This is a genomic window from Rhodococcus sp. IEGM1339 (assembly GCF_050321925.1).
In the GTDB taxonomy this organism is placed as follows: Bacteria; Actinomycetota; Actinomycetes; order Mycobacteriales; family Mycobacteriaceae; genus Rhodococcus; species Rhodococcus pyridinivorans.
Map to the genome: position 1 here is coordinate 119,270 of NZ_JBNQFT010000005.1, position 18,770 is coordinate 138,039.

19 protein-coding genes are annotated in these 18,770 nt (G+C 69.2%); 16 read left to right on the forward strand and 3 right to left on the reverse strand.

The window, feature by feature from the left end:
• Positions 1 to 29: 29 nt before the first annotated feature.
• The 6 genes from ACQR3U_RS08575 (at position 30) to holA (ending at position 6,532) form a co-directional block, all read left to right on the forward strand.
• The gene (locus tag ACQR3U_RS08575) at positions 30 to 608 is read left to right on the forward strand and encodes a histidine phosphatase family protein (protein ID WP_230810365.1); all 579 of its coding nucleotides are present in this window, start codon (positions 30 to 32) and stop codon (positions 606 to 608) included.
• Entirely contained in the window at positions 595 to 1,377 is a 783-nt protein-coding gene (octT, locus tag ACQR3U_RS08580; RefSeq protein WP_006554509.1) for a diglucosylglycerate octanoyltransferase, read from the forward strand. Before ACQR3U_RS08575 ends, octT begins: the two co-directional genes overlap by 14 nt.
• 5 nt (positions 1,378 to 1,382) lie before the next feature.
• Positions 1,383 to 2,222, forward strand: coding sequence for a DegV family protein (locus tag ACQR3U_RS08585; RefSeq protein ID WP_230810334.1), 840 nt, complete (start codon positions 1,383 to 1,385; stop codon positions 2,220 to 2,222).
• A gap of 145 nt (positions 2,223 to 2,367) precedes the next feature.
• Complete coding sequence (locus ACQR3U_RS08590) at positions 2,368 to 3,207, forward strand: ComEA family DNA-binding protein (RefSeq protein WP_230810335.1); 840 nt, start codon at positions 2,368 to 2,370, stop codon at positions 3,205 to 3,207.
• The gene (locus ACQR3U_RS08595) at positions 3,204 to 5,564 is read left to right on the forward strand and encodes a DNA internalization-related competence protein ComEC/Rec2 (protein WP_230810336.1); all 2,361 of its coding nucleotides are present in this window, start codon (positions 3,204 to 3,206) and stop codon (positions 5,562 to 5,564) included. The genes ACQR3U_RS08590 and ACQR3U_RS08595 overlap by 4 nt, the downstream gene beginning before the upstream one ends.
• Positions 5,561 to 6,532 (forward strand): DNA polymerase III subunit delta, encoded by a 972-nt coding sequence (gene holA / locus ACQR3U_RS08600; protein ID WP_006554506.1) that lies wholly within the window; start codon positions 5,561 to 5,563, stop codon positions 6,530 to 6,532. Before ACQR3U_RS08595 ends, holA begins: the two co-directional genes overlap by 4 nt.
• A 147-nt stretch (positions 6,533 to 6,679) precedes the next feature.
• On the opposite strand, the gene rpsT is transcribed toward holA, so the two are convergent.
• Complete coding sequence (gene rpsT, locus ACQR3U_RS08605) at positions 6,680 to 6,940, reverse strand: 30S ribosomal protein S20 (RefSeq protein WP_006554505.1); 261 nt, start codon at positions 6,938 to 6,940, stop codon at positions 6,680 to 6,682.
• Positions 6,941 to 7,304: 364 nt separating this feature from the next.
• Here rpsT and ACQR3U_RS08610 point away from each other — a divergent pair, with 364 nt between their 5' ends.
• Complete coding sequence (locus tag ACQR3U_RS08610) at positions 7,305 to 8,126, forward strand: aquaporin (protein WP_230810337.1); 822 nt, start codon at positions 7,305 to 7,307, stop codon at positions 8,124 to 8,126.
• A gap of 27 nt (positions 8,127 to 8,153) precedes the next feature.
• Here ACQR3U_RS08610 and ACQR3U_RS08615 read toward each other — a convergent pair whose 3' ends face one another.
• Positions 8,154 to 8,822, reverse strand: coding sequence for a type II toxin-antitoxin system PemK/MazF family toxin (locus ACQR3U_RS08615; RefSeq protein WP_019288360.1), 669 nt, complete (start codon positions 8,820 to 8,822; stop codon positions 8,154 to 8,156).
• Between the two features lie 63 nt (positions 8,823 to 8,885).
• Between ACQR3U_RS08615 and lepA the strand changes: the two genes are divergently transcribed.
• The 3 genes from lepA (at position 8,886) to ACQR3U_RS08630 (ending at position 12,390) form a co-directional block, all read left to right on the forward strand.
• Positions 8,886 to 10,781 (forward strand): translation elongation factor 4, encoded by a 1,896-nt coding sequence (lepA, locus tag ACQR3U_RS08620; protein ID WP_269065545.1) that lies wholly within the window; start codon positions 8,886 to 8,888, stop codon positions 10,779 to 10,781.
• 35 nt (positions 10,782 to 10,816) lie between these two features.
• Positions 10,817 to 11,749, forward strand: coding sequence for an NAD(P)H-dependent flavin oxidoreductase (locus ACQR3U_RS08625; RefSeq protein ID WP_230810338.1), 933 nt, complete (start codon positions 10,817 to 10,819; stop codon positions 11,747 to 11,749).
• 68 nt (positions 11,750 to 11,817) lie between these two features.
• The gene (locus ACQR3U_RS08630; RefSeq protein WP_230810339.1) at positions 11,818 to 12,390 is read left to right on the forward strand and encodes an ABC transporter substrate-binding protein; all 573 of its coding nucleotides are present in this window, start codon (positions 11,818 to 11,820) and stop codon (positions 12,388 to 12,390) included.
• A gap of 7 nt (positions 12,391 to 12,397) precedes the next feature.
• Here the strand turns inward: ACQR3U_RS08630 and ACQR3U_RS08635 are convergent, their stop codons facing one another.
• Positions 12,398 to 14,344 (reverse strand): glycoside hydrolase family 15 protein, encoded by a 1,947-nt coding sequence (locus ACQR3U_RS08635; protein WP_230810340.1) that lies wholly within the window; start codon positions 14,342 to 14,344, stop codon positions 12,398 to 12,400.
• Positions 14,345 to 14,410: 66 nt separating this feature from the next.
• On the opposite strand from ACQR3U_RS08635, the gene ACQR3U_RS08640 reads away from it, so the two are divergent.
• The 6 genes from ACQR3U_RS08640 to ACQR3U_RS08665 all read left to right on the forward strand — a co-directional run bounded on the left by ACQR3U_RS08640 (position 14,411) and on the right by ACQR3U_RS08665 (position 18,769).
• Entirely contained in the window at positions 14,411 to 14,617 is a 207-nt protein-coding gene (locus tag ACQR3U_RS08640) for a hypothetical protein (RefSeq protein ID WP_019288357.1), read from the forward strand.
• Positions 14,618 to 14,788: 171 nt separating this feature from the next.
• Positions 14,789 to 14,881: an Ms4533A family Cys-rich leader peptide gene (locus tag ACQR3U_RS08645; protein ID WP_309568822.1), complete on the forward strand. Its 93-nt coding sequence runs from the start codon at positions 14,789 to 14,791 to the stop codon at positions 14,879 to 14,881.
• A gap of 152 nt (positions 14,882 to 15,033) precedes the next feature.
• The gene (locus ACQR3U_RS08650) at positions 15,034 to 16,059 is read left to right on the forward strand and encodes a sulfate ABC transporter substrate-binding protein (RefSeq protein ID WP_019288356.1); all 1,026 of its coding nucleotides are present in this window, start codon (positions 15,034 to 15,036) and stop codon (positions 16,057 to 16,059) included.
• A gap of 114 nt (positions 16,060 to 16,173) precedes the next feature.
• Positions 16,174 to 16,971 (forward strand): sulfate ABC transporter permease subunit CysT, encoded by a 798-nt coding sequence (cysT, locus tag ACQR3U_RS08655; protein ID WP_016694104.1) that lies wholly within the window; start codon positions 16,174 to 16,176, stop codon positions 16,969 to 16,971.
• Positions 16,968 to 17,774 carry a sulfate ABC transporter permease subunit CysW gene (cysW, locus tag ACQR3U_RS08660; protein WP_019288355.1) on the forward strand — a complete coding sequence of 269 codons (807 nt, stop codon included), beginning with the start codon at positions 16,968 to 16,970 and terminating at the stop codon, positions 17,772 to 17,774. Before cysT ends, cysW begins: the two co-directional genes overlap by 4 nt.
• The gene (locus ACQR3U_RS08665) at positions 17,771 to 18,769 is read left to right on the forward strand and encodes a sulfate/molybdate ABC transporter ATP-binding protein (RefSeq protein ID WP_019288354.1); all 999 of its coding nucleotides are present in this window, start codon (positions 17,771 to 17,773) and stop codon (positions 18,767 to 18,769) included. Before cysW ends, ACQR3U_RS08665 begins: the two co-directional genes overlap by 4 nt.
• Position 18,770: the final 1 nt, after the last annotated feature.

Below are 18,770 nucleotides of genomic sequence, written 5' to 3' on the forward strand. Positions count from 1 at the left end.
GCCAGACCGAGTACAACGCCACGCGGCGGATGCAGGGCCAACTCGACACCGACCTCTCCGAGCTCGGCCGGCAGCAGGCGCTCGCCGTCGCCGACGCGATCGCCCGGTTCGATCCGCTCGCCGTCGTCTCGTCCGATCTGCGCCGCGCCTACGACACGGCGACCGCGCTCGGCGATCGCATCGGGCTGCCGGTCGCGATCGACACGCGGCTGCGCGAGACGCATCTCGGCGAATGGCAGGGCCTGACCCACACCGAGGTCGACGCCGTGGCCCCGGGCGCGCGCAGCGCGTGGCGCGCCGACGCGACCTGGGCACCGCCGGGTGGCGAGAACCGGATCGACGTCGCGCGGCGCAGCATGGCCGTCGTCGGCGAACTGCTCGACAAGTACGAGGACTGGAGCGATCGGCCCATCGTGCTGGTCGCACACGGGGGTCTGATCGCCGCGCTCACCGCCGCCCTGCTCGACCTGCCCGTCGATCGGTGGTCCGTCCTCGGCGGTCTCGGGAACACCGGCTGGGTGCAGCTCAGCGGATACGGCGAGGTGCCGTCCTGGCGCCTCGACGTCTGGAACGCGTCGGCCACGGTGGCGCCCGATGACGTCCTCTGAACCCACGCCGATCGGAACCGACGCCGCCCCGCAGCGCCCGGTCCTGCTGGTGATCGGTGACTCCCTGAGCTACTACGGCCCGAAGGGCGGCCTGCCCGCCGACCATCCGCAGATCTGGCCCAACCTGGTCGCGGCCGAACTCGGATGGGACGTCGAACTCGTCGCCCGGATCGGGTGGACCACACGCGACGCGTGGTGGGCCATGACCCAGGACCCGCGGGTGTGGGCCGCGATCCCGCACGCCGGAGCCGTCGTCCTGGCCGTGGGCGGGATGGACACCCTCCCGTCCCCGCTGCCCACCGCACTGCGGGAGGGCCTGCGCTACATCCGCCCGCCGGCCCTGCGTCGCGCGGCGCGTAACGCCTACGGGTGGTTGCAGCCGCGACTGTCACCGCTCGGGCGACCGGTGGCGCTCCCACCCCGGGTCAGCGTCGAGTACCTCGAAACGATCAGGGACGCATTGGCATACATGCGCCCCGATCTGCCCGTCATCGGCACCATGCCGTCGGTGCACCGCAGCGAGCAGTACCGGTCGGTGCATGCCGGCCGGCTCCCCGCGGCACGCGCGATCACCCGCTGGGCGGCCGAGAAGTCGGTTCCCCTCGTCGATCTCGCCGAAGCGGTGCGGGAGAACGTCTTCTCCGACGACGCCAATCCCGACGGGATCCACTGGGGTTGGGAAGGACACCGCCGTGTCGCCGCCGCTGTCGGCGACGCGGTCCGGATCGTGCATCGGGATGCGGAAGTCCCGGTGGAGGGCCTACGGTAGGCGTCGTGTCCGTCGTCGTCGTCACAGATTCGTCGAGTTGTATCGACCCTGAACTGGTCCGTCGGTACGACATCCGTGTTGTGCCACTGCACATCATCGCGGGCGGACGCGACCTCCGCGAGGGCGTCGACGAGTTGCCGGAGGACCTGTCGAGCGTGACGACCTCCGGTCCGTCTCCCGCAGAACTGACCGACGCCTATACCGAGGCGCTCGAGGACAGTGGAGGAGACGGCGTCGTAGCCGTGCACCTCTCGCGGGTGCTGTCCGGGACATGGGACGCAGCTCGGCACGCCGCCGAATCGCTGGGCGACCGGATCCGGCTCGTCGATTCGCGGAACACCGCCATGGGTTCGGGTTTCGCCGTCCTCGAAGCGGTGCGCGCCGCACGGGCCGGAGAAGACCTGGCCCGGGTGTACGAGCGGGCCGTGGAGGTCGCGGCGTCCGCCCGGACCCTGCTCGTCGTCGACCGGCTCGACCACCTCCGTCGCGGTGGCCGGATCGGCACGGCCACAGCGCTGTTGGGTACCGCGCTCGCGATGAAGCCCGTGCTGCACATCTCCGACGGCAAGCTCGTCCTGCGGGAGAAGACCCGCACGATGACCAAGGCGATGGCCAAGCTCGTCGACGGAGCCGCGACCGATGTGGGCGACGAACCGCTCGTCGCGGTGCACCACCGTGGGGCACCCGAGCGGGCGCGCAGCCTCGTCGATCAGCTCGCACAGCGCCTTCCGGAAGGCACCGAGATCGTCGTGTCCGAACTCGACGCGGTTCTCGGCGCGCACGTCGGGCCGGGTGCGGTCGGTGTGGTCGTCGCCTCCGCGGCGACCGGTGTCTCCGAGGACTGACCACCTACACCACCTCCCGGCCCGGATGATGCCGGTGGAGGCCCCATCCGGGCATTCATCCACAGGGGTGCGGGTCATCCACAACCCAGGCCGAATCGGCGCCGACACCGAATCCGGCGGTCGCGGCCGCGGTTAGCGTCGCGGCATGGCGAGCAGTGACCACCGTGATCTCGCGCGCACCCGCCTCGGCGCGATCACGCGTTCCTCGGCGATGCCCGCGGAACCGCCCTGGACCGACGACAGGTCGGCTAACGACCACCCCTGGGCGGATCCGGACGACGGCGACGAACCCCTCCACAGCGGTCCCGGCCGGGTACGATTCGTCGATCGGCTGACCGCAGCGCGATGGGACACCGGACGACGGGGAACCGCTGCACTCGCCGCGATCGGAGTACTCGCCGCCGCAGTGGCACTCGTCGTCGTGTGGCGCGACCGGCCGGTCCCCGAACCGGTACCGCCGCTGCCGAGAGTCGAAGTCGTGGACACGGCAGAGCCGTCCGCCGCGAGGGAGACGGACACGGCACAACCGGATTCCGCCGATTTCGTCGTCAGCGTCGTGGGTGCGGTGATACGCCCCGGGCTCGTGCGGCTGCCGGCGGGATCCCGTGTGGCCGACGCGCTCGACGCTGCCGGTGGTGCCGTCGACGGCGCCGACCTCATCGGCCTGAATCTGGCCCGGCGGGTCGCCGACGGTGATCAGATCGTCGTGGGAATCGCCCCGCCCCAACCTGTTCCGCAGGCCAGTGGAATCGTCGGGGCGCAGACACCGGGCGATGCTCCACCGGAGGCAAGCGGGCCGGTGGATCTCAACACCGCCGACGAGACCGCGCTCGACGCGCTGCCGGGCGTCGGTCCCGTCACGGCAGCGGCGATCGTCTCGTGGCGCGACACCAACGGACCGTTCACGGACGTCGAACAACTCGGTGAGGTCGACGGGATCGGACCGGCGCGACTCGCGAGGCTGCGTGAACTGGTGACGGTGTGACCGGACGGAACGACGGGTCCGACGCCGCAACGGTTCTCGATGCCCGGCTGGTGCCGTGCGCGCTGGCCGCGTGGGCCGTGACACTTCTCGGGTTGTACACGGGATGGCGGATCGTCACCGCCGTGGCGGTCGCGGCCGTCGTCGGGTGCGCCGTGACGGTCCGTCTCGTCGCGACCGGTCGCATCCCACGCGGAGGTGCGCGGATCCTCCTCGCCGCGCTGGCCGTCGTCGCGGGATTCGGGCCGGCCGCCGGTCTACGGATGTGGGCCGCCGACCAGCACCCGATCGCCTCCGCAGCGGAAAGGGGAGCGTGGGCCGGCGTCGTCCTCCTCCCCACCGACGACCCGCGGCACATCCGGGCTGCGGCCTTCGACGACACACCCCGGGTACGCATCCCGGCCCGGCTCGAGCACGTGATGGTCGGTGGGCGATCCATGGAGACCGGGGGATCGGTGGTGGTGTTCGCACCGGCCGACTCGTGGGGAGATCTCCTGCCCGGGCAGTCGGTCACCGCACGCGTGCGGGCGGCGCCGCACACCGGGCCGGGCACCACGGTGGCGGTGCTCCACGCGGAGAACGCACCCACGGTCGTCGGCCCGCCCCCGGTGTGGCAGCGATGGGCTGGCACGGTACGTGACCGGCTCGCGCAGGTGGGTTCCGCGGTGCTTCCCGCCGATCGGGCCGGCCTGCTGCCCGGTCTCGTGGTGGGCGACACCACGGCGCTGACCGACGAGGTGCGGGAGGACTTCCGGGTGGCCGGACTGACGCATTTGACGGCCGTGTCCGGAGCCAACGTCAGCATCGTCCTCGGAGCGGTACTGCTCCTCGTGCGCGCGGTAGGACTCGGACCGCGTTCCGGGACCATCCTCGCCGCGACGGCTCTCGTCGCCTTCGTCGTCGTGGTCCGTCCGTCGGCGAGTGTGGTGCGCGCGGCCGCGATGGGATCGATCGGGTTGCTGGCATTCGTGACGGGTCGTGAGCGACAGGCACTTCCCGCCCTGTGCACCGCGGTGGGCGTACTGCTCGTACTCCTGCCCGACCTCGCCGTCGACGTCGGGTTCGCGCTGTCGGTGTCCGCGACGGCGGCACTGATCGTCGCCGCGCCACCTGTCGTGACCCGGCTGGTGGATCGCGGGTGGCCGCGTCCCATCGCGGAGGTCGCGGCAATGTCGCTGGTCGCGTTCGTAGCGACCGCACCTCTCGTCGCGGCGGTGAGCGGGACCGTGAGTGTCGTGTCGGTCGCGGCCAATGTCCTCGTCGCCCCGGTACTTGCGCCGCTGACGGTCCTCGGTTCGCTGGTCGCGGTGGGCGCCTCCGTCGTCCCGTGGGTTGGGGAGGTGCTCGCGCGCGGCACCGGGCCGTTCCTGTGGTGGCTGATCACGGTGGCTGACCGGGCGGCATCGTTGCCGTCGGCCGAGCTCGAGGTGCCGGACGGGCCGGTGGGGGCAGTGGTCGCGGCGGTGCTGGTCGCGGTGGCGTGGTCGGTGGCTCGTCACCGGCGGGTGCGGATCACGGCTCTCGTGATTGCGGTGGCCGTCGCGGCGGTGTGGCTGCCGGTGCGGATGCTGCGACCGGGCTGGCCCGGAGCCGAATGGGTACTCGTCGCATGCGATGTCGGTCAGGGCGATGCGCTGGTGCTGGCGACGGGGGACGGGCGCGCGGTCGTCGTCGACACCGGACCCGAACCGGAACCCGTCGATCGGTGCCTGCGCCGGTTGAGGATTCGCCGTATCGCACTGCTCGTCGTGTCACACCTGCACGCCGACCACGCGGGTGGGATCCGCGGTGTCCTCACCGGGCGCTCGGTCGAGATGGTCGTGGTCGGGCCGGGTGCTGCCGGTGACGACGCGGCGGGTGTGCTCGACGCGGCGACCGGGGTCGGTGTCGTGGTGCGGGAAGCGGGTGCCGGTGCGACCCTGCGTGCGGGCGATCTCGACATCCGGGTGCTGGGCCCGGCCGGGCGACGGACAGGCGGTTCCGAGAACGACAACTCGCTCGTCCTGGCGGTCGACACCGTCGTGGGCCGGGTCCTGTTGCCGGGAGACGCGGAGGAGGCCGCGCTCGACGCACTCGTGCGGTCGGGCACCGACGTGCGTGCGGACGTGTTGAAGGTGCCGCACCACGGCTCGCGCACCACACCCGCACGCTTCCTCACCGCTGTGCGGCCGAGCGTCGCCCTCGTCAGCGCCGGGCGAGACAACCTGTTCGGGCATCCCCATCCCGAGATCGTCTCCACCCTGACCGGAATCGGGGCGCGGGTCCTGCGGACCGACCTGCACGGCGACGTTGCAGTGCTCCGTGCCGCCTCCGGGGCGCTCGCGGTGGTGTCGGACGTGCGTGGCACGATCGAACCGTGAGCGACGCGTCCCTGCATCTGATCCTCGGTGAGGAAGAACTGCTCGTCGACCGTGCCGTCGCGAAGATCGTGTCCGATGTCCGTACGCGCAGCGAAACTCCCGGCGATCTCCCCGTCTCCAGGCTCCGCGCCGGCGACGCGGGCGTACCCGAACTCGCCGAGCTGCTGAGTCCGTCGCTGTTCGCGGAAGAACGCATCGTGATCCTCGAATCCACCGCCGACGCCGGGAAGGACGCCGCGGCGCTGATCCTCGATGTCGCGGGCGATCCGCCTCCGGGCGTGACACTGGTGATCCTCCACAGCGGCGGGGGACGCACCAAGGCGATGGTGCCCGCGCTGCGCAAGCGCGGCGCCGAGGAGCACATGTGTGCCGCTCCTGCGAAGGCGGGGGAGAAGGCGGCGTGGGTGCGGACGTTCGTCCACAAGGAGTTCCAGGCTGCGGGGGTGCGAGTCTCGGGCGATGTCGAACAGCTCGTCATCGAGGCGGTGGGTTCCGACCTGCGCGAACTCGCTGCGGCGTGCAGCCAGCTCGTGGCCGACACCGGCGGCAAGATCGATGCTGCGGCCGTGCGACGCTACTACTCGGGCAAGGCCGAGGTGTCGGGATTCGACGTAGCCGAGAAGGCCGTGGCCGGCGATACGGCCGGTGCGCTCGAAGCGCTACGGTGGGCGATGCACCGCGGTGTCGCCCACGTGCTGCTCGCAGATGCTCTCGCCGACGCCGTGCACACGATCGCCCGGGTCGGCTCGGCCGGTCGCGGCGACCCGTTCTCCCTCGCGTCGTCGCTGGGTATGCCGCCGTGGAAGGTGAAGAAGGCGCAGGCGCAGGCGCGCACGTGGGCGCCGGCGTCGATCGGGACCGCACTCACGGTGGTCGCTGCGCTCAACGCCGACGTCAAGGGAGCCGCGGCCGATCCGGACTACGCCCTCGAGCACGCCGTGCGGGTCATCTCCGAGCTGGCGGCCTGAGGCTTCTCCGCCGTGCCCGTGCTCGTGCCCGCGGCCGATTCCGGGCGGGCGGCATCATTTCTGTCGTTCAACGCCACGAAGGCCGTCCCCGGCGGGGGACGGCCTTCGTGAAGCAGAGCCTGCGTCTACTACCTCGGAGCGATGAACTCAGAGCTTGTTGGCAAGCTTCGCGAGAGCAGACTTCTTGTTGGCAGCCTGGTTGGGGTGGATGACACCCTTGCTGGCAGCCTTGTCGAGCTGACGGCTCGTGGCGACGAGGAGCTCGTTGACCTTGTCCTTGTCGCCAGCGGCCGCAGCCTCGCGGAACGAACGGATCGCCGTACGAAGCGACGACTTCACCGACTGATTCCGGAGTCGGTTGCGCTCGTTGGTGCGAATCCGCTTCACCTGGGACTTGATGTTGGCCACGCGTAAAATCCTGTCGTCTTGCTGGTAGCTGGTAGGAAAGCTCTGGGTGCATCTGAGCACCGATGGACAAGGTTACCAAGAACGGATCGCAAAGCCCAAACCGGTGGTCGAATCACCCTTCTCACCGGCCTGATCGTTTCGGCCAGGACTACGCGCACCTGACTGTTGTTGTTGCGTGCCGCGGCGGGAGGGCATCTACATGGGCGGACACGCCACGGTGCACGATGTCGTTGTCGAGGTCACGGCGCATGCGTAATCTCCCTCACAGCGCGAACGACGAGTTCGCGGCTGCGGTGCATCGACTCGAAGTGTTCTACCACCAAGGTTCCGCCTGCGAGCGGGACCGCGAACATCGAGGTGACCCATGGAATCCCCACGCGATCCCGAGTCCCGAATCGACGAAGATCTCGCACGCCAGACCTCCCTGGAAATCAGCGACCCCGGTGAGTTCTCCGACCTGCGGAAGTACGTGGCGGAGGCGATCGGAACCTTCCTCCTGGTGTTCTCCGCGGTGGGTACCGCGGTGTTCGCCGGAACCTATGTCGGTCAGCTCGGCGTCGCACTGGCGTTCGGCCTGACCCTGCTGTTCCTCGTGTACACCATCGGCCCGATCTCCGGGTGTCACGTGAACCCGGCGGTGACGCTCGGGCAGCTCATCGTCGGTCACGTGACGCCGGTGCGCGCCGTGGGTTACTGGATCGCACAGTTCGTCGGCGGTCTGGTCGCCGGTCTGACGCTCTACGCGGTGGCGTCGTCGTTGCCGAGCTACGACCGTGCCGCCGACGGCCTCGGGGCGAACGGCTGGGGCGCGCACAGCCCCTCGGCGGTGCACGGTCCGCTCGGCGGCGTGCTCGAGAACGGCTACGGCATCGGCGCGATGATCGTCGTCGAGGTCCTGCTCACGGCCGTGCTCGTCTTCGTGGTGCTGGGTGCGACCGATCAGGTGGCCGACGCGCCGATCGCCGGCATCGCCATCGGCTTCACTCTCGCGGTGATCCACCTGATCTCGATCCCGATCGACAACACGTCGGTCAATCCCGCCCGCAGCCTCGCCGTCGCCTTCTACCAGGACGGTGCGCTCGGGCAGCTGTGGGCATTCATCGTGTTCCCGCTCATCGGCGGAGCGCTCGGAGCGCTCGTCTATACCTTCCTCTTCGGGCGGCGGTACGGGCTCCGGGCCTCCTGAGGGCCTGCGGTCAGGGCGCGGCCCGATTCAGCTCCAGCCGAAATCGGTACGGAGCCGGGTCGCGACCTGATCGAATCGTGCGCGGGGGAGGATCGCGCCTTCGCGGCGGATGCCGTCCTCGGGGACGTCGAGCACGCGATCGAGGCGCACCCAGCTCGGGCGGTTTTCCGCGTCCCACGGTCCGGAGCCGATTCCGAGCCAGTCGCGGTGACCGTCGCGGTCGGAGTTCGACGAGAGCATCAGCCCGAGCAGCGTCCTGTCGTCGCGGCCCACGACGAGCACCGGGCGGTCCTTCCCCTCCGTCGGATCTTCTTCATAGGCCACCCAGGTCCACACGATCTCGCCCGGATCGGCGCGACCGTCGAGGTCGGGGGAGTACTCGAGGCGGCGGGCACGCTGCGCCGTGGGCGTGGTGCGCGACGCCACCGGGCGACCGGGGGCCGGACGCTTCGTGCCGGACTGGGTCTTCGCGGCACCTGGCTTCGGCGCCGTGGTCCCGGACGCGCCGGGCTTCGGTGCCGCAGTGGTGCCGCTCCCCGAGGTTCCGCTCGCTGCGCCGGTCCGGCCGGCCGCGTTCAACGCGGCGCGCGCCTTGTCGAGCGCCCCGGACTGCTGCAACTGCTGGTAGATCTTCGGACCCTGGTCGACGGCGAGACGCCCCAGCTGCCTGCCCAACTTCTTCCATGTACCGGCCACGGGAACCGAGCTTAACCGGACCTGACCCGGGCGAAATCCCGGCCGTCGCCCGACTTGGATATTCTGCAGGGTGACCGCGGTCTGCTGGCCGCTGCCAGTCCGAGTCAGGAGCACGACATCAGCACCTTCGCCGACACCACGTTCACGGACCCCGCAAAGATCCGGAACTTCTGCATCATCGCGCACATCGACCACGGAAAGTCGACGCTCGCGGACCGGATGCTGCAGCTCACCGGGGTGGTCGAGGAGCGGCAGATGCGCGCCCAGTACCTCGACCGCATGGACATCGAGCGCGAGCGTGGCATCACGATCAAGGCGCAGAACGTACGTCTGCCGTGGAAGCTCGACGGCGAAGACTATGTGATGCACCTGATCGACACCCCGGGCCATGTCGACTTCACCTACGAGGTCTCCCGCGCGCTCGAGGCGTGCGAGGGCGCGGTCCTGCTCGTCGACGCCGCGCAGGGCATCGAGGCGCAGACCCTCGCCAATCTCTACCTTGCGCTCGACAAGGACCTGACGATCATCCCGGTCCTCAACAAGATCGACCTGCCCGCGGCCGATCCCGACCGCTATGCCGGTGAGATCGCGAACATCATCGGCTGTGAGCCGTCCGACGTGCTCCGGGTCTCCGGCAAGACCGGCGAGGGCGTCCCCGAACTCATCGACGCCGTGATCCGCCAGGTGCCGCCGCCGGTTGGTGACGCCGACGCGCCCGCCCGCGCCATGATCTTCGACTCCGTCTACGACACCTACCGCGGCGTCGTGACGTACGTGCGTGTGGTCGACGGCAAGATCGTGCCCCGCGAGAAGATCAAGATGATGTCGACGGGCACGACCCACGAACTGCTCGAGGTCGGCATCGTCTCGCCCGAACCCAAGGCCACCGCCGGTCTCGGCGTCGGCGAGGTGGGCTATCTCATCACCGGCGTGAAGGACGTGCGCCAGTCGAAGGTCGGCGACACCGTCACCACCGCCCGCCACGGTGCGGAGGAGCCGCTCACCGGCTACCGCGAACCGCGCCCGATGGTCTACTCCGGTCTGTACCCGGTCGACGGCTCCGACTACCCGGTGCTGCGCGACGCGCTCGACAAGCTCCAGCTCAACGACGCCGCGCTCACCTACGAGCCCGAGACGTCCGTCGCTCTCGGGTTCGGTTTCCGCTGCGGCTTCCTCGGTCTGCTGCACATGGAGATCACCCGCGAGCGCCTCGAGCGCGAGTTCGGCCTCGACCTGATCTCCACGGCTCCCAACGTCGTCTACCGCGTCGTGCTCGAAGGCGGCCAGGAAGTCGTCGTGACGAACCCGTCCGACTGGCCCGAGGGCAAGGCTCGCGAGATCTACGAACCGATCGTCAAGTGCACCATCATCGCGCCGAGCGAGTTCATCGGTTCGATCATGGAGCTGTGCCAGTCGCGGCGCGGTGAGCTCGGCGGTATGGACTACCTGTCCGAGACCCGCGTCGAGCTGCGGTACACGCTGCCGATGGCCGAAATCATCTTCGACTTCTTCGACTCGCTGAAGTCGCGCACCCGCGGCTACGCCTCGATGGACTACGAGGAGGCCGGAGAGCAGGAGGCCGCGCTGGTCAAGGTCGACATCCTGTTGCAGGGCGAGGCCGTCGACGCATTCGGCGCGATCGTCCACAAGGACGCCGCGGCCGCCTACGGCAACAAGATGACGACCAAGCTCAAGGAACTCATCCCGCGGCAGCAGTTCGAGGTGCCCGTCCAGGCCGCGATCGGCTCGAAGATCATCGCCCGCGAGAACATCCGGGCGATCCGCAAGGACGTTCTCGCCAAGTGCTACGGCGGCGACATCAGCCGTAAGCGCAAGCTGCTCGAGAAGCAGAAGGAAGGCAAGAAGCGGATGAAGACCATCGGCCGCGTCGACGTTCCGCAGGAGGCGTTCGTCGCCGCGTTGTCGTCCGAGGCCTCGTCCGACAAGCCGAAGAAGTAGTCGCTCCTGCTGCGACGCCCACCGGAAGGATTCGCGTGCTCGACACCTGGCTCACCCGTGAACTCGGAATCTCCGTTCCTCTGCTGGGTGCGCCCATGGGTGGCCGGGCCGGTGGGCGGCTCGCCGGCGAGGTGACGCGGGCCGGCGGACTCGGCCTGATCGGTGCCGCCCGGTACAACACCGCCGAGTGGATCGAGGGCGAGGTGCGCACCGCCCGCGAGATCGGTGGTGGGGCCGTGGGATTCGGTCTGATGACTTGGGCGCTTGCCGACGACGACAGCCTCCTCACCGCGGTGCTCGAGCACCGCCCGCAACTGGTCACGCTCTCGTTCGGCGATCCCGCTCCCTACATCGAGCGCGTCCACGAGGCCGGGGCCGTCGTCCTCTCGCAGATCAACACGGTCGACGATCTGCGCGTGGTCGAGGCAGCGGGTGTCGACGCGGTGATCGCGCAGGGCCATGAGGCCGGTGGGCACACGGGCAGGATCGGTACCCTCCCGTTGCTGCAGGAGGTGCTCGAGTCGACGTCGCTGCCCGTGCTCGCCGCAGGTGGCATCGCCACGGGTCGCGGTCTGGCAGCGGTGCTCGCATCCGGTGGGCAGGGCGCCCTGGTCGGGACGGCGCTGCTCGCCAGCCCGGAGACCGTCGGCCCCGACTACGCCCGTGGCCGGCTCGTGGAGGCCGGCAGCGCCGACACCGTCTACACCGACGTCTTCGACAAGGCCCGGCACCAGCCGTGGCCGGCGCGCTGGGGCGGACGCGCCCTGCGCAATGCGTTCACCGAGCAGTGGCACGGCCGGGGCGCCGACGAGGACACCCTCGCCGCGGCGTACACCGGTGACGATCCCGACATCGGGGTGGTCTACGCGGGGGAGGCCGCCGGTCTGGTGCGCTCCGAGCGACCCGCGGGCGAGGTGATCCGGGGTATCGCCGAACAGGCGGAGACCCTGCTGTCCCGCTTCCGTTGAGCACTGCGCCGGCACACGGACGTCCACATTCGAGCTGAGGTGAGCCTCACCTGAGGTGGAGGTCGCCCATGCGCCGAGTCGTTCTCTCCGCGGTAGCGCTCGTACTGTTCGTCGCCCCGACCCTCGTGGCGTGTTCGTCGGACACCGATGACACCGCGACCGCCGGCGGCGAGACCGTCACCGTCGAGCACTCCTACGGCACGACGACGATCGAGGGCACACCCGAGCGGATCGTCGCGACCTCCAGCCAATGGCTCGACGCTCTCGTCGAACTCGGGGTGCAGCCCATCGCGTACTACAGCGCCGGCTCGTACGGCGACGAGCGCGGCCTCTATCCGTGGCAGACCGACGTCTCCCCGGATGCGGTGGCGCTGAGTGCGGCGGCGGAGACGTCGGTGCCCGTCGAGGAGGTGGCCGCTCTCGAACCCGACCTGATCCTCGGCGCCTGGCAGATCGCCTCGCAGAACGACTACGACACGATCTCCGCGGTCGCGCCGACGATCGGGCCTCTCGGCGACACCGGCGTGGACCGCTGGGACGAACAGGTGCGCGTGCTCGGTGAGGTCCTCGGCCGCACCGACGACGCCGAGAGGATCATCGCCGACCGCAACGCCGAGATCGAGGCGGTCGCGAACGCCTGAGACCGGCTCACGGTCCGAGATGCGCGGGCCGGAAGTTGCCCGCTCCGATCTCCCGCTCTGCGCGGATGACATGGACGACGGCATTGATGAGCGCCAGGTGGGTGAACGCCTGCGGGAAGTTCCCCAGATGACGTCCGCTCTCGGTGTCGATCTCCTCGGCATAGAGCTTCAGGGGGCTCGCGTAGTCGAGCAGGCGCTGGCACAGTGCGGCGGCCCGCTCGACCTCGCCGATCTCGACGAGCGCCGAGACCAACCAGAACGAGCAGATGGTGAACGAGCCCTCCTTGCCCGCGAGCCCGTCGTCGGTGGTCTCCACCCGGTAGCGCAGCACCAGCCCGTCCTCGGTGAGTTCGTCGGCGATCGCCAGCACCGTGGCCCGCACCCGGGGGTCGTCTGCGGGCAGGAAGCGCAACAAGGGGATCAGCAGAGCCGACGCGTCGAGTGACGGGTGGCCGTACCGCTGGGTGAAGACGCCGCGTTCGTCGACGCCGTGTTCGAGGACGTCGGCCTTGATCTCGTCGGCCATCGCCGCCCACTTCCGGGCGTAGTCGGGACGACCCTGCAGTTCGGCGAGTTTCGCGCCGCGATCGAGTGCCACCCAGCACATGACCTTCGACGACACGAAGTGCTGGGGTTCGCCGCGCACCTCCCAGATGCCGCGATCGGGCTTGCGCCAGTTGGCCGCTGCCTCCTCGACCTGCCGGCGCAGGGTGTGCAACAGCGTCTGGGGGAAGTGCCCGCGGGACTTGACGTGCAGGTACACCGAGTCGAGCAGTGTGCCCCAGATGTCGTGTTGCTGTTGGTGATAGGCGTCGTTGCCGATGCGGACCGGGGTGGCGCCGTCGTAGCCGCTCAGATGATCGAGGGTCGACTCCGGCAACTCGCGCTCACCGCCCACCCCGTACATCACCTGGAGCGGATAGCGGACGCCGTCCGCGTCGCGTGAGACGTCGAGGATGAACGAGAAGAAGTCGTCGGCCTCCCGGTCGAACCCGAGGGTGTACAGACCCCACAGTGCGAAGGTCGAATCGCGTACCCACGCGTAACGGTAGTCCCAGTTACGTTCGCCGCCAGGTGTTTCGGGGAGTGAGGTCGTCGACGCTGCGAGCAGCGCCCCGGTCGGGCTGTAGGTCAGTCCCTTGAGCGTCAGAGCGCTGCTCTGCAGGTAGGTGCGCCACGGGTGATCCGGGAAGCGGCCCGTCGTGATCCACTCGCGCCAGTAGTCCTGGGTGGCGGTCATCTTGACGGCGGCCTCGTCGAAGGTGTGCGGCATCGGGCGGTCCGACCACGACAATGCGACGAAGGCCGTGTCGCCCTTGTGGAGTCGACGTCGCGCGCGGACCTCGCGGTCCTCGATTCCGAGGCGCAGATCCGTCGTCATGCGCAGCGTCGGATGTTCGTCCGGCGCGTTCCGGCACACCGCGGTGGCCTCCTCGTAGACCTTGCCGGTATAGCTCCATTCGGTGCGGCCGCGGTGGTAGTCGAAGGCGGGTTCGCAGCTGACGTACAGGTCGACCGTCCCGTTCACGCAGCGCACCGTGCGCAACAGCATGTGCTCGGCCTCCCAGTCGGACGGGGTCCGGCGACGCGTGGTGGAGCGTTCCTCGACGTCGTACCAGGGTGACATGACCAGCGCGTCCCGCACGATCATCCAACCCGTGTCGGTCTGCCAGGTCGTCTCGAGCACCAGACCGCCCGGCAGGTACCGGCGTGCCGCAGGAACGGTGCGGTCGTGCGGCGACAACCGGAAATGTCCCGCGCTGCGGTCCAGCAGCGACCCGAACACACTCGGGGAGTCCGGACGGGGCACGCACATCCACTCCACGGTGCCGTCACGTGCGATCAGGCAGGTGCTCTCGCAATCCGAGAGGAATGCGTAGTCGTCGATCGGCGGGAACGGACTCCGTCGGAAGGGTGCCCCCGACAGCGGTGAGGAGGAGTGGTAGTGGTCCATCCCTCCATGATCACCGCGGGCCGGGCGGATCGCAGCGCGGTTGCCGAACCTACTAGGGTGTAGGCAATGGATCGGGTGGCTTCGTGGTGGGACGGCTTCGAGCTGTGGCTCGCGGGCCTGTCCTTCGTCCCCCAGGTGGCCCTGGTGCTCGCAGTGCTGGTGCCGGCCTGCTCAGGGGTCGCATGGCTGCTCGATCGGGCGATGGCCGGTGTCTTCGGACTGCTCGGCCGCGGAGAGACGGACTCGCCCGCCACGACGACGGAGGATTGCTGACATGCCGCGTTCGCGCGTAACCCTGGCGCTGATCGCGCTGCTGATCATCGTCGTCGTCGCATGGCTCGTCTCCATGTGAGCACGCCGCTCGCGCATCCGGTTCGGTGCTCGACGTCCGGTGTCCGAATCGTCGATTTCGGTCGACCCTCGACCTCTGCTAATCTCTGCCGCGTGTCCGCGACCACTCTGCCCCGCCTCCGCCACGAGTTGGCGTTGATCGCTGTGGGCATGCCATCGGTCGCCGACATCGACTGTTGTCGCTGAATCCTCCTTCTCTCCGCGGTCCCCGTCTTCCGGATCCTCTCGTCCGTCGGTGCCGCATCCTCGCGAATCCCGGCCGGTCCGATTCCGGCAGCCCCTCGTCCGGTGCCGGTCGCGTTCATCCCCCCTCGAAACAGCCCCTCAGGAGGCTCGTCATGAAACGTTCCAGGTTCGTTGTCGCGGCGTTCGCCGCGGTCACCGCACTCTCCCTCACCGCCTGCTCCGGTGGTTCGAGCGACACCGTCGGAGCCGAGAGCGGCGGCGACGGATCCGGCGGCACGGTCAACCTCTACGCCTACGCCGTGCCCAAGGTCGGATTCGACTCGCTGATCCCCGCCTTCCAGGAGACCGAGGAAGGCGAGGGCGTCGTCTTCCAGCAGTCCTACGGCGCCTCCGGAGACCAGTCCCGCAAGGTGCGCGACGGCGCCGAGGCGAACTTCGTGAACTTCTCCGTCGAGCCCGACATTACCCGTCTCGTCGACGCGGGACTCGTCGACGAGAACTGGAACGACAACGCCTACAACGGGATACCGTTCGGATCGGTCGTGACCATCGTCGTCCGTGAGGGCAACCCGAAGAACATTCGGGACTGGGACGACCTGCTCCGGCCGGATGTCGAGGTCGTCACCCCCAACCCGTTCAGCTCGGGTTCGGCGAAGTGGAACCTGCTTGCGCCGTACGCCGCGAAGAGCAACGGCGGCGCCGACCCGCAGGCCGGCATCGACTACGTCACCGCACTGGTCACCGACCATGTGAAGGTACAGCCGAAGTCCGGTCGCGAGGCCACCGAGACCTTCCTGCAGGGCACCGGCGACGTGCTGCTGAGCTACGAGAACGAGGCACTGTTCATCGAGCGCAACGGCGACCCCGTCGAGCACGTCACCCCGCCCGTCACCTTCAAGATCGAGAACCCTGCGGCGGTACTGAAGAACGCGAAGGACGTCGAGGTCGCGCAGGCGTTCAACGACTTTCTGTACACCCCCGAGGCCCAGCGCCTGTGGGCCGAAGCCGGTTTCCGGCCCGTCGATCCGACCGTCGCCGAGGAATTCGCCGATGAGTTCCCGCAGCCGGAGAAGCTGTGGACCGTCGCCGATCTCGGCGGCTGGGAGACCGTGAACGAGGAGCTGTTCGCCGACAGCACCGGCACCATCGCGGTGATCTACGACAACGCAACGAAGTAGAGCACGCGCGTGACCGTTTCGGAACACACCGCCGGGTCGGGAGATTCGTCCCCCGCCCCGGCGGGTTCGCGTCGCCGGCCGTCCGCCACGGCCCCCGCCCGACCACGACGCCGGATGTTCACCGGCGCCGTCGGGCCCCTCGGTATCGGCATCGCCACACTGTGGTTGAGCCTGATCGTCCTGCTTCCCCTCGCGGCCCTGGCCTTCCACTCCGTCTCGGACGGTCTCGGGACGTTCGTCGATGCGATCACCGCTCCGGCCGCCCTGGCGACCCTACGGATCACCGTCGTCGTCTCGCTGGTCGTCGCGGCGATCAACGCGGTGATGGGCACGGTGATCGCCTGGGTGCTCGTCCGCGACGAGTTCCCGGGCAAGAAGTTCGTCAATGCCCTGATCGACCTGCCCTTCGCGCTACCGACGATCGTCGCGAGCATCGTGCTGCTCTCGCTGTACGGGCCGCAGAGCCCGATCGGTGTGCAGCTCAACGCGACCGAGCCGGGACTGGTGGTGGCGCTGGCGTTCGTCACGCTGCCGTTCGTGGTGCGCTCGGTGCAGCCGGTGCTCATCGAGGCCGACCGTGAGGTCGAGGAGGCCGCCGCCTCGCTCGGCGCCGGCAACTTCACGATCTTCCGCACGGTCGTGCTGCCGGTGCTCGCGCCGGCGGTCCTCGGCGGCACCGGCCTGGCATTCGCCCGCGCCATCGGCGAGTACGGCTCGATCGTGCTCATCGGCGGCAACATCCCGTACAAGACCCAGGTCGCGTCGCAGTACATCCAGCAGCAGATCGAGATCGACCGGCCGGTCAACGCCGCCGCGGTCTCCGTCGCGCTGCTGGTGATCGCCTTCGTCGTGCTGTTCGTCCTGCGCCTGGTCGCGAATCGGGGGTTGCGCCGAGAGGAGGACGACCGGTGAAACCGTCCCTCGCATCCCGACTGTCGCTGCGCTTCGTCGCGCTCGCCTACCTGTTCGTACTGTTGCTCGTCCCGATCGGGGTGATCCTCTACCGCACCTTCGAGAACGGCATCGTGGCGTTCGCCGAGTCGATCAGCACCCCGGCGGCGATCTCGGCTCTGAACCTGTCGCTGCTCATCGTCGCGATCGTCGTGCCCGTGAACGTGATCTTCGGCATCGTCGTCGCGCTGGCGCTCGTCCGCGGCAGATTCCCGGGGAGGGGACTGTTGCAGGCCGTCGTCGACCTGCCCTTCGCGGTCTCGCCGATCGTCGTGGGTGTCGCGCTGATCATGTTGTGGGGCGCCAACGGCTGGTTCGGCGCCGTCGAGGATCTCGGCTTCAAGGTGATCTTCGGCCTGCCGGGCATGGTGCTCGCGACGATCTTCGTGACGCTGCCGTTCGTCGTGCGCGAGGTCGAACCGGTGCTGCGCGAGATCGGTGAGGAGCAGGAGCAGGCCGCCGCGACCCTCGGCGCGAACACCTGGCAGACCTTCTGGCGGATCACGTTGCCGGCGATCCGCTGGGGCCTGACCTACGGCATCGTCCTCACCGTCGCGCGGGCCCTCGGCGAGTTCGGCGCCGTCATCATGGTCTCGTCCGGCTTCCCCGGCGTCTCCCAGACCCTGACGCTGCTCGTGCACGCCCGGTACATCGACGACCACAACACCTTCGGCGCCTACAGCGCCGCGACCCTGCTCATGGCCATCGCGGTGATCGTCCTGCTGCTGATGACCCTGCTCGACCGGAAGAGGACCACCGAATGATCACTGTTACCGGGGCGCGCAAGAACTACGGAGATTTCGCCGCACTCGCCGACGTCGACATCGACATCCCGTCCGGCTCGCTCACCGCCCTGCTCGGACCCTCGGGTTCGGGGAAGTCGACGCTGCTGCGTTCGATCGCCGGCCTCGAGACCCTCGACGCGGGCACCGTCCACATCGCCGGTAAGGACGTCACCGGCGTCACCCCGCAGAAGCGCGACATCGGTTTCGTCTTCCAGCACTACGCCGCGTTCAAGCACATGACCGTACGCGAGAACGTCGCCTTCGGACTCAAGATCCGCAAGCGGCCCAAGGCCGAGATCACGAAGCGGGTCGACGACCTGCTCGAGATCGTCGGGCTCGGCGGGTTCCAGCGACGCTATCCGGCGCAGTTGTCCGGTGGCCAGCGTCAGCGCATGGCGCTCGCCCGTGCTCTCGCCGTCGACCCGCAGGTGCTGCTGCTCGACGAGCCGTTCGGTGCCCTGGACGCGAAGGTGCGCGCCGACCTGCGGACCTGGCTGCGCCGCCTGCACGACGAGGTGCACGTGACCACCGTGCTCGTCACGCACGACCAGGAGGAGGCGCTCGACGTCGCCGACCGCATCGCGGTGATGAATGCCGGACGTATCGAACAGGTCGGAACGCCGGAGGAACTCTACGATCGCCCGGCGAACAGCTTCGTGATGTCGTTCCTCGGGACGGTGTCCAAGCTCAACGGCGTGCTGGTGCGGCCGCACGACATCCGGCTCGCCCGGCAACCTGCGCTCTCCGACACCTCCGGCGGCTCGGTCGGTGTCACGCGGGCGACCGTCGAGCGTGTGGTCCGGCTGGGCTTCGAGGTGCGCGTCGAACTGCGCAACGACGCGACGGGTGAGCAGTTCACGACGCAGATCACCCGCGGCGAAACCCACGACCTGGGGCTCGTCGCGGGCGACACCGTCTACGCGCACGCTCCGGCCGCGTCGGAGACCGCCCCGCTCGGTACCGCCGCACAGTAAC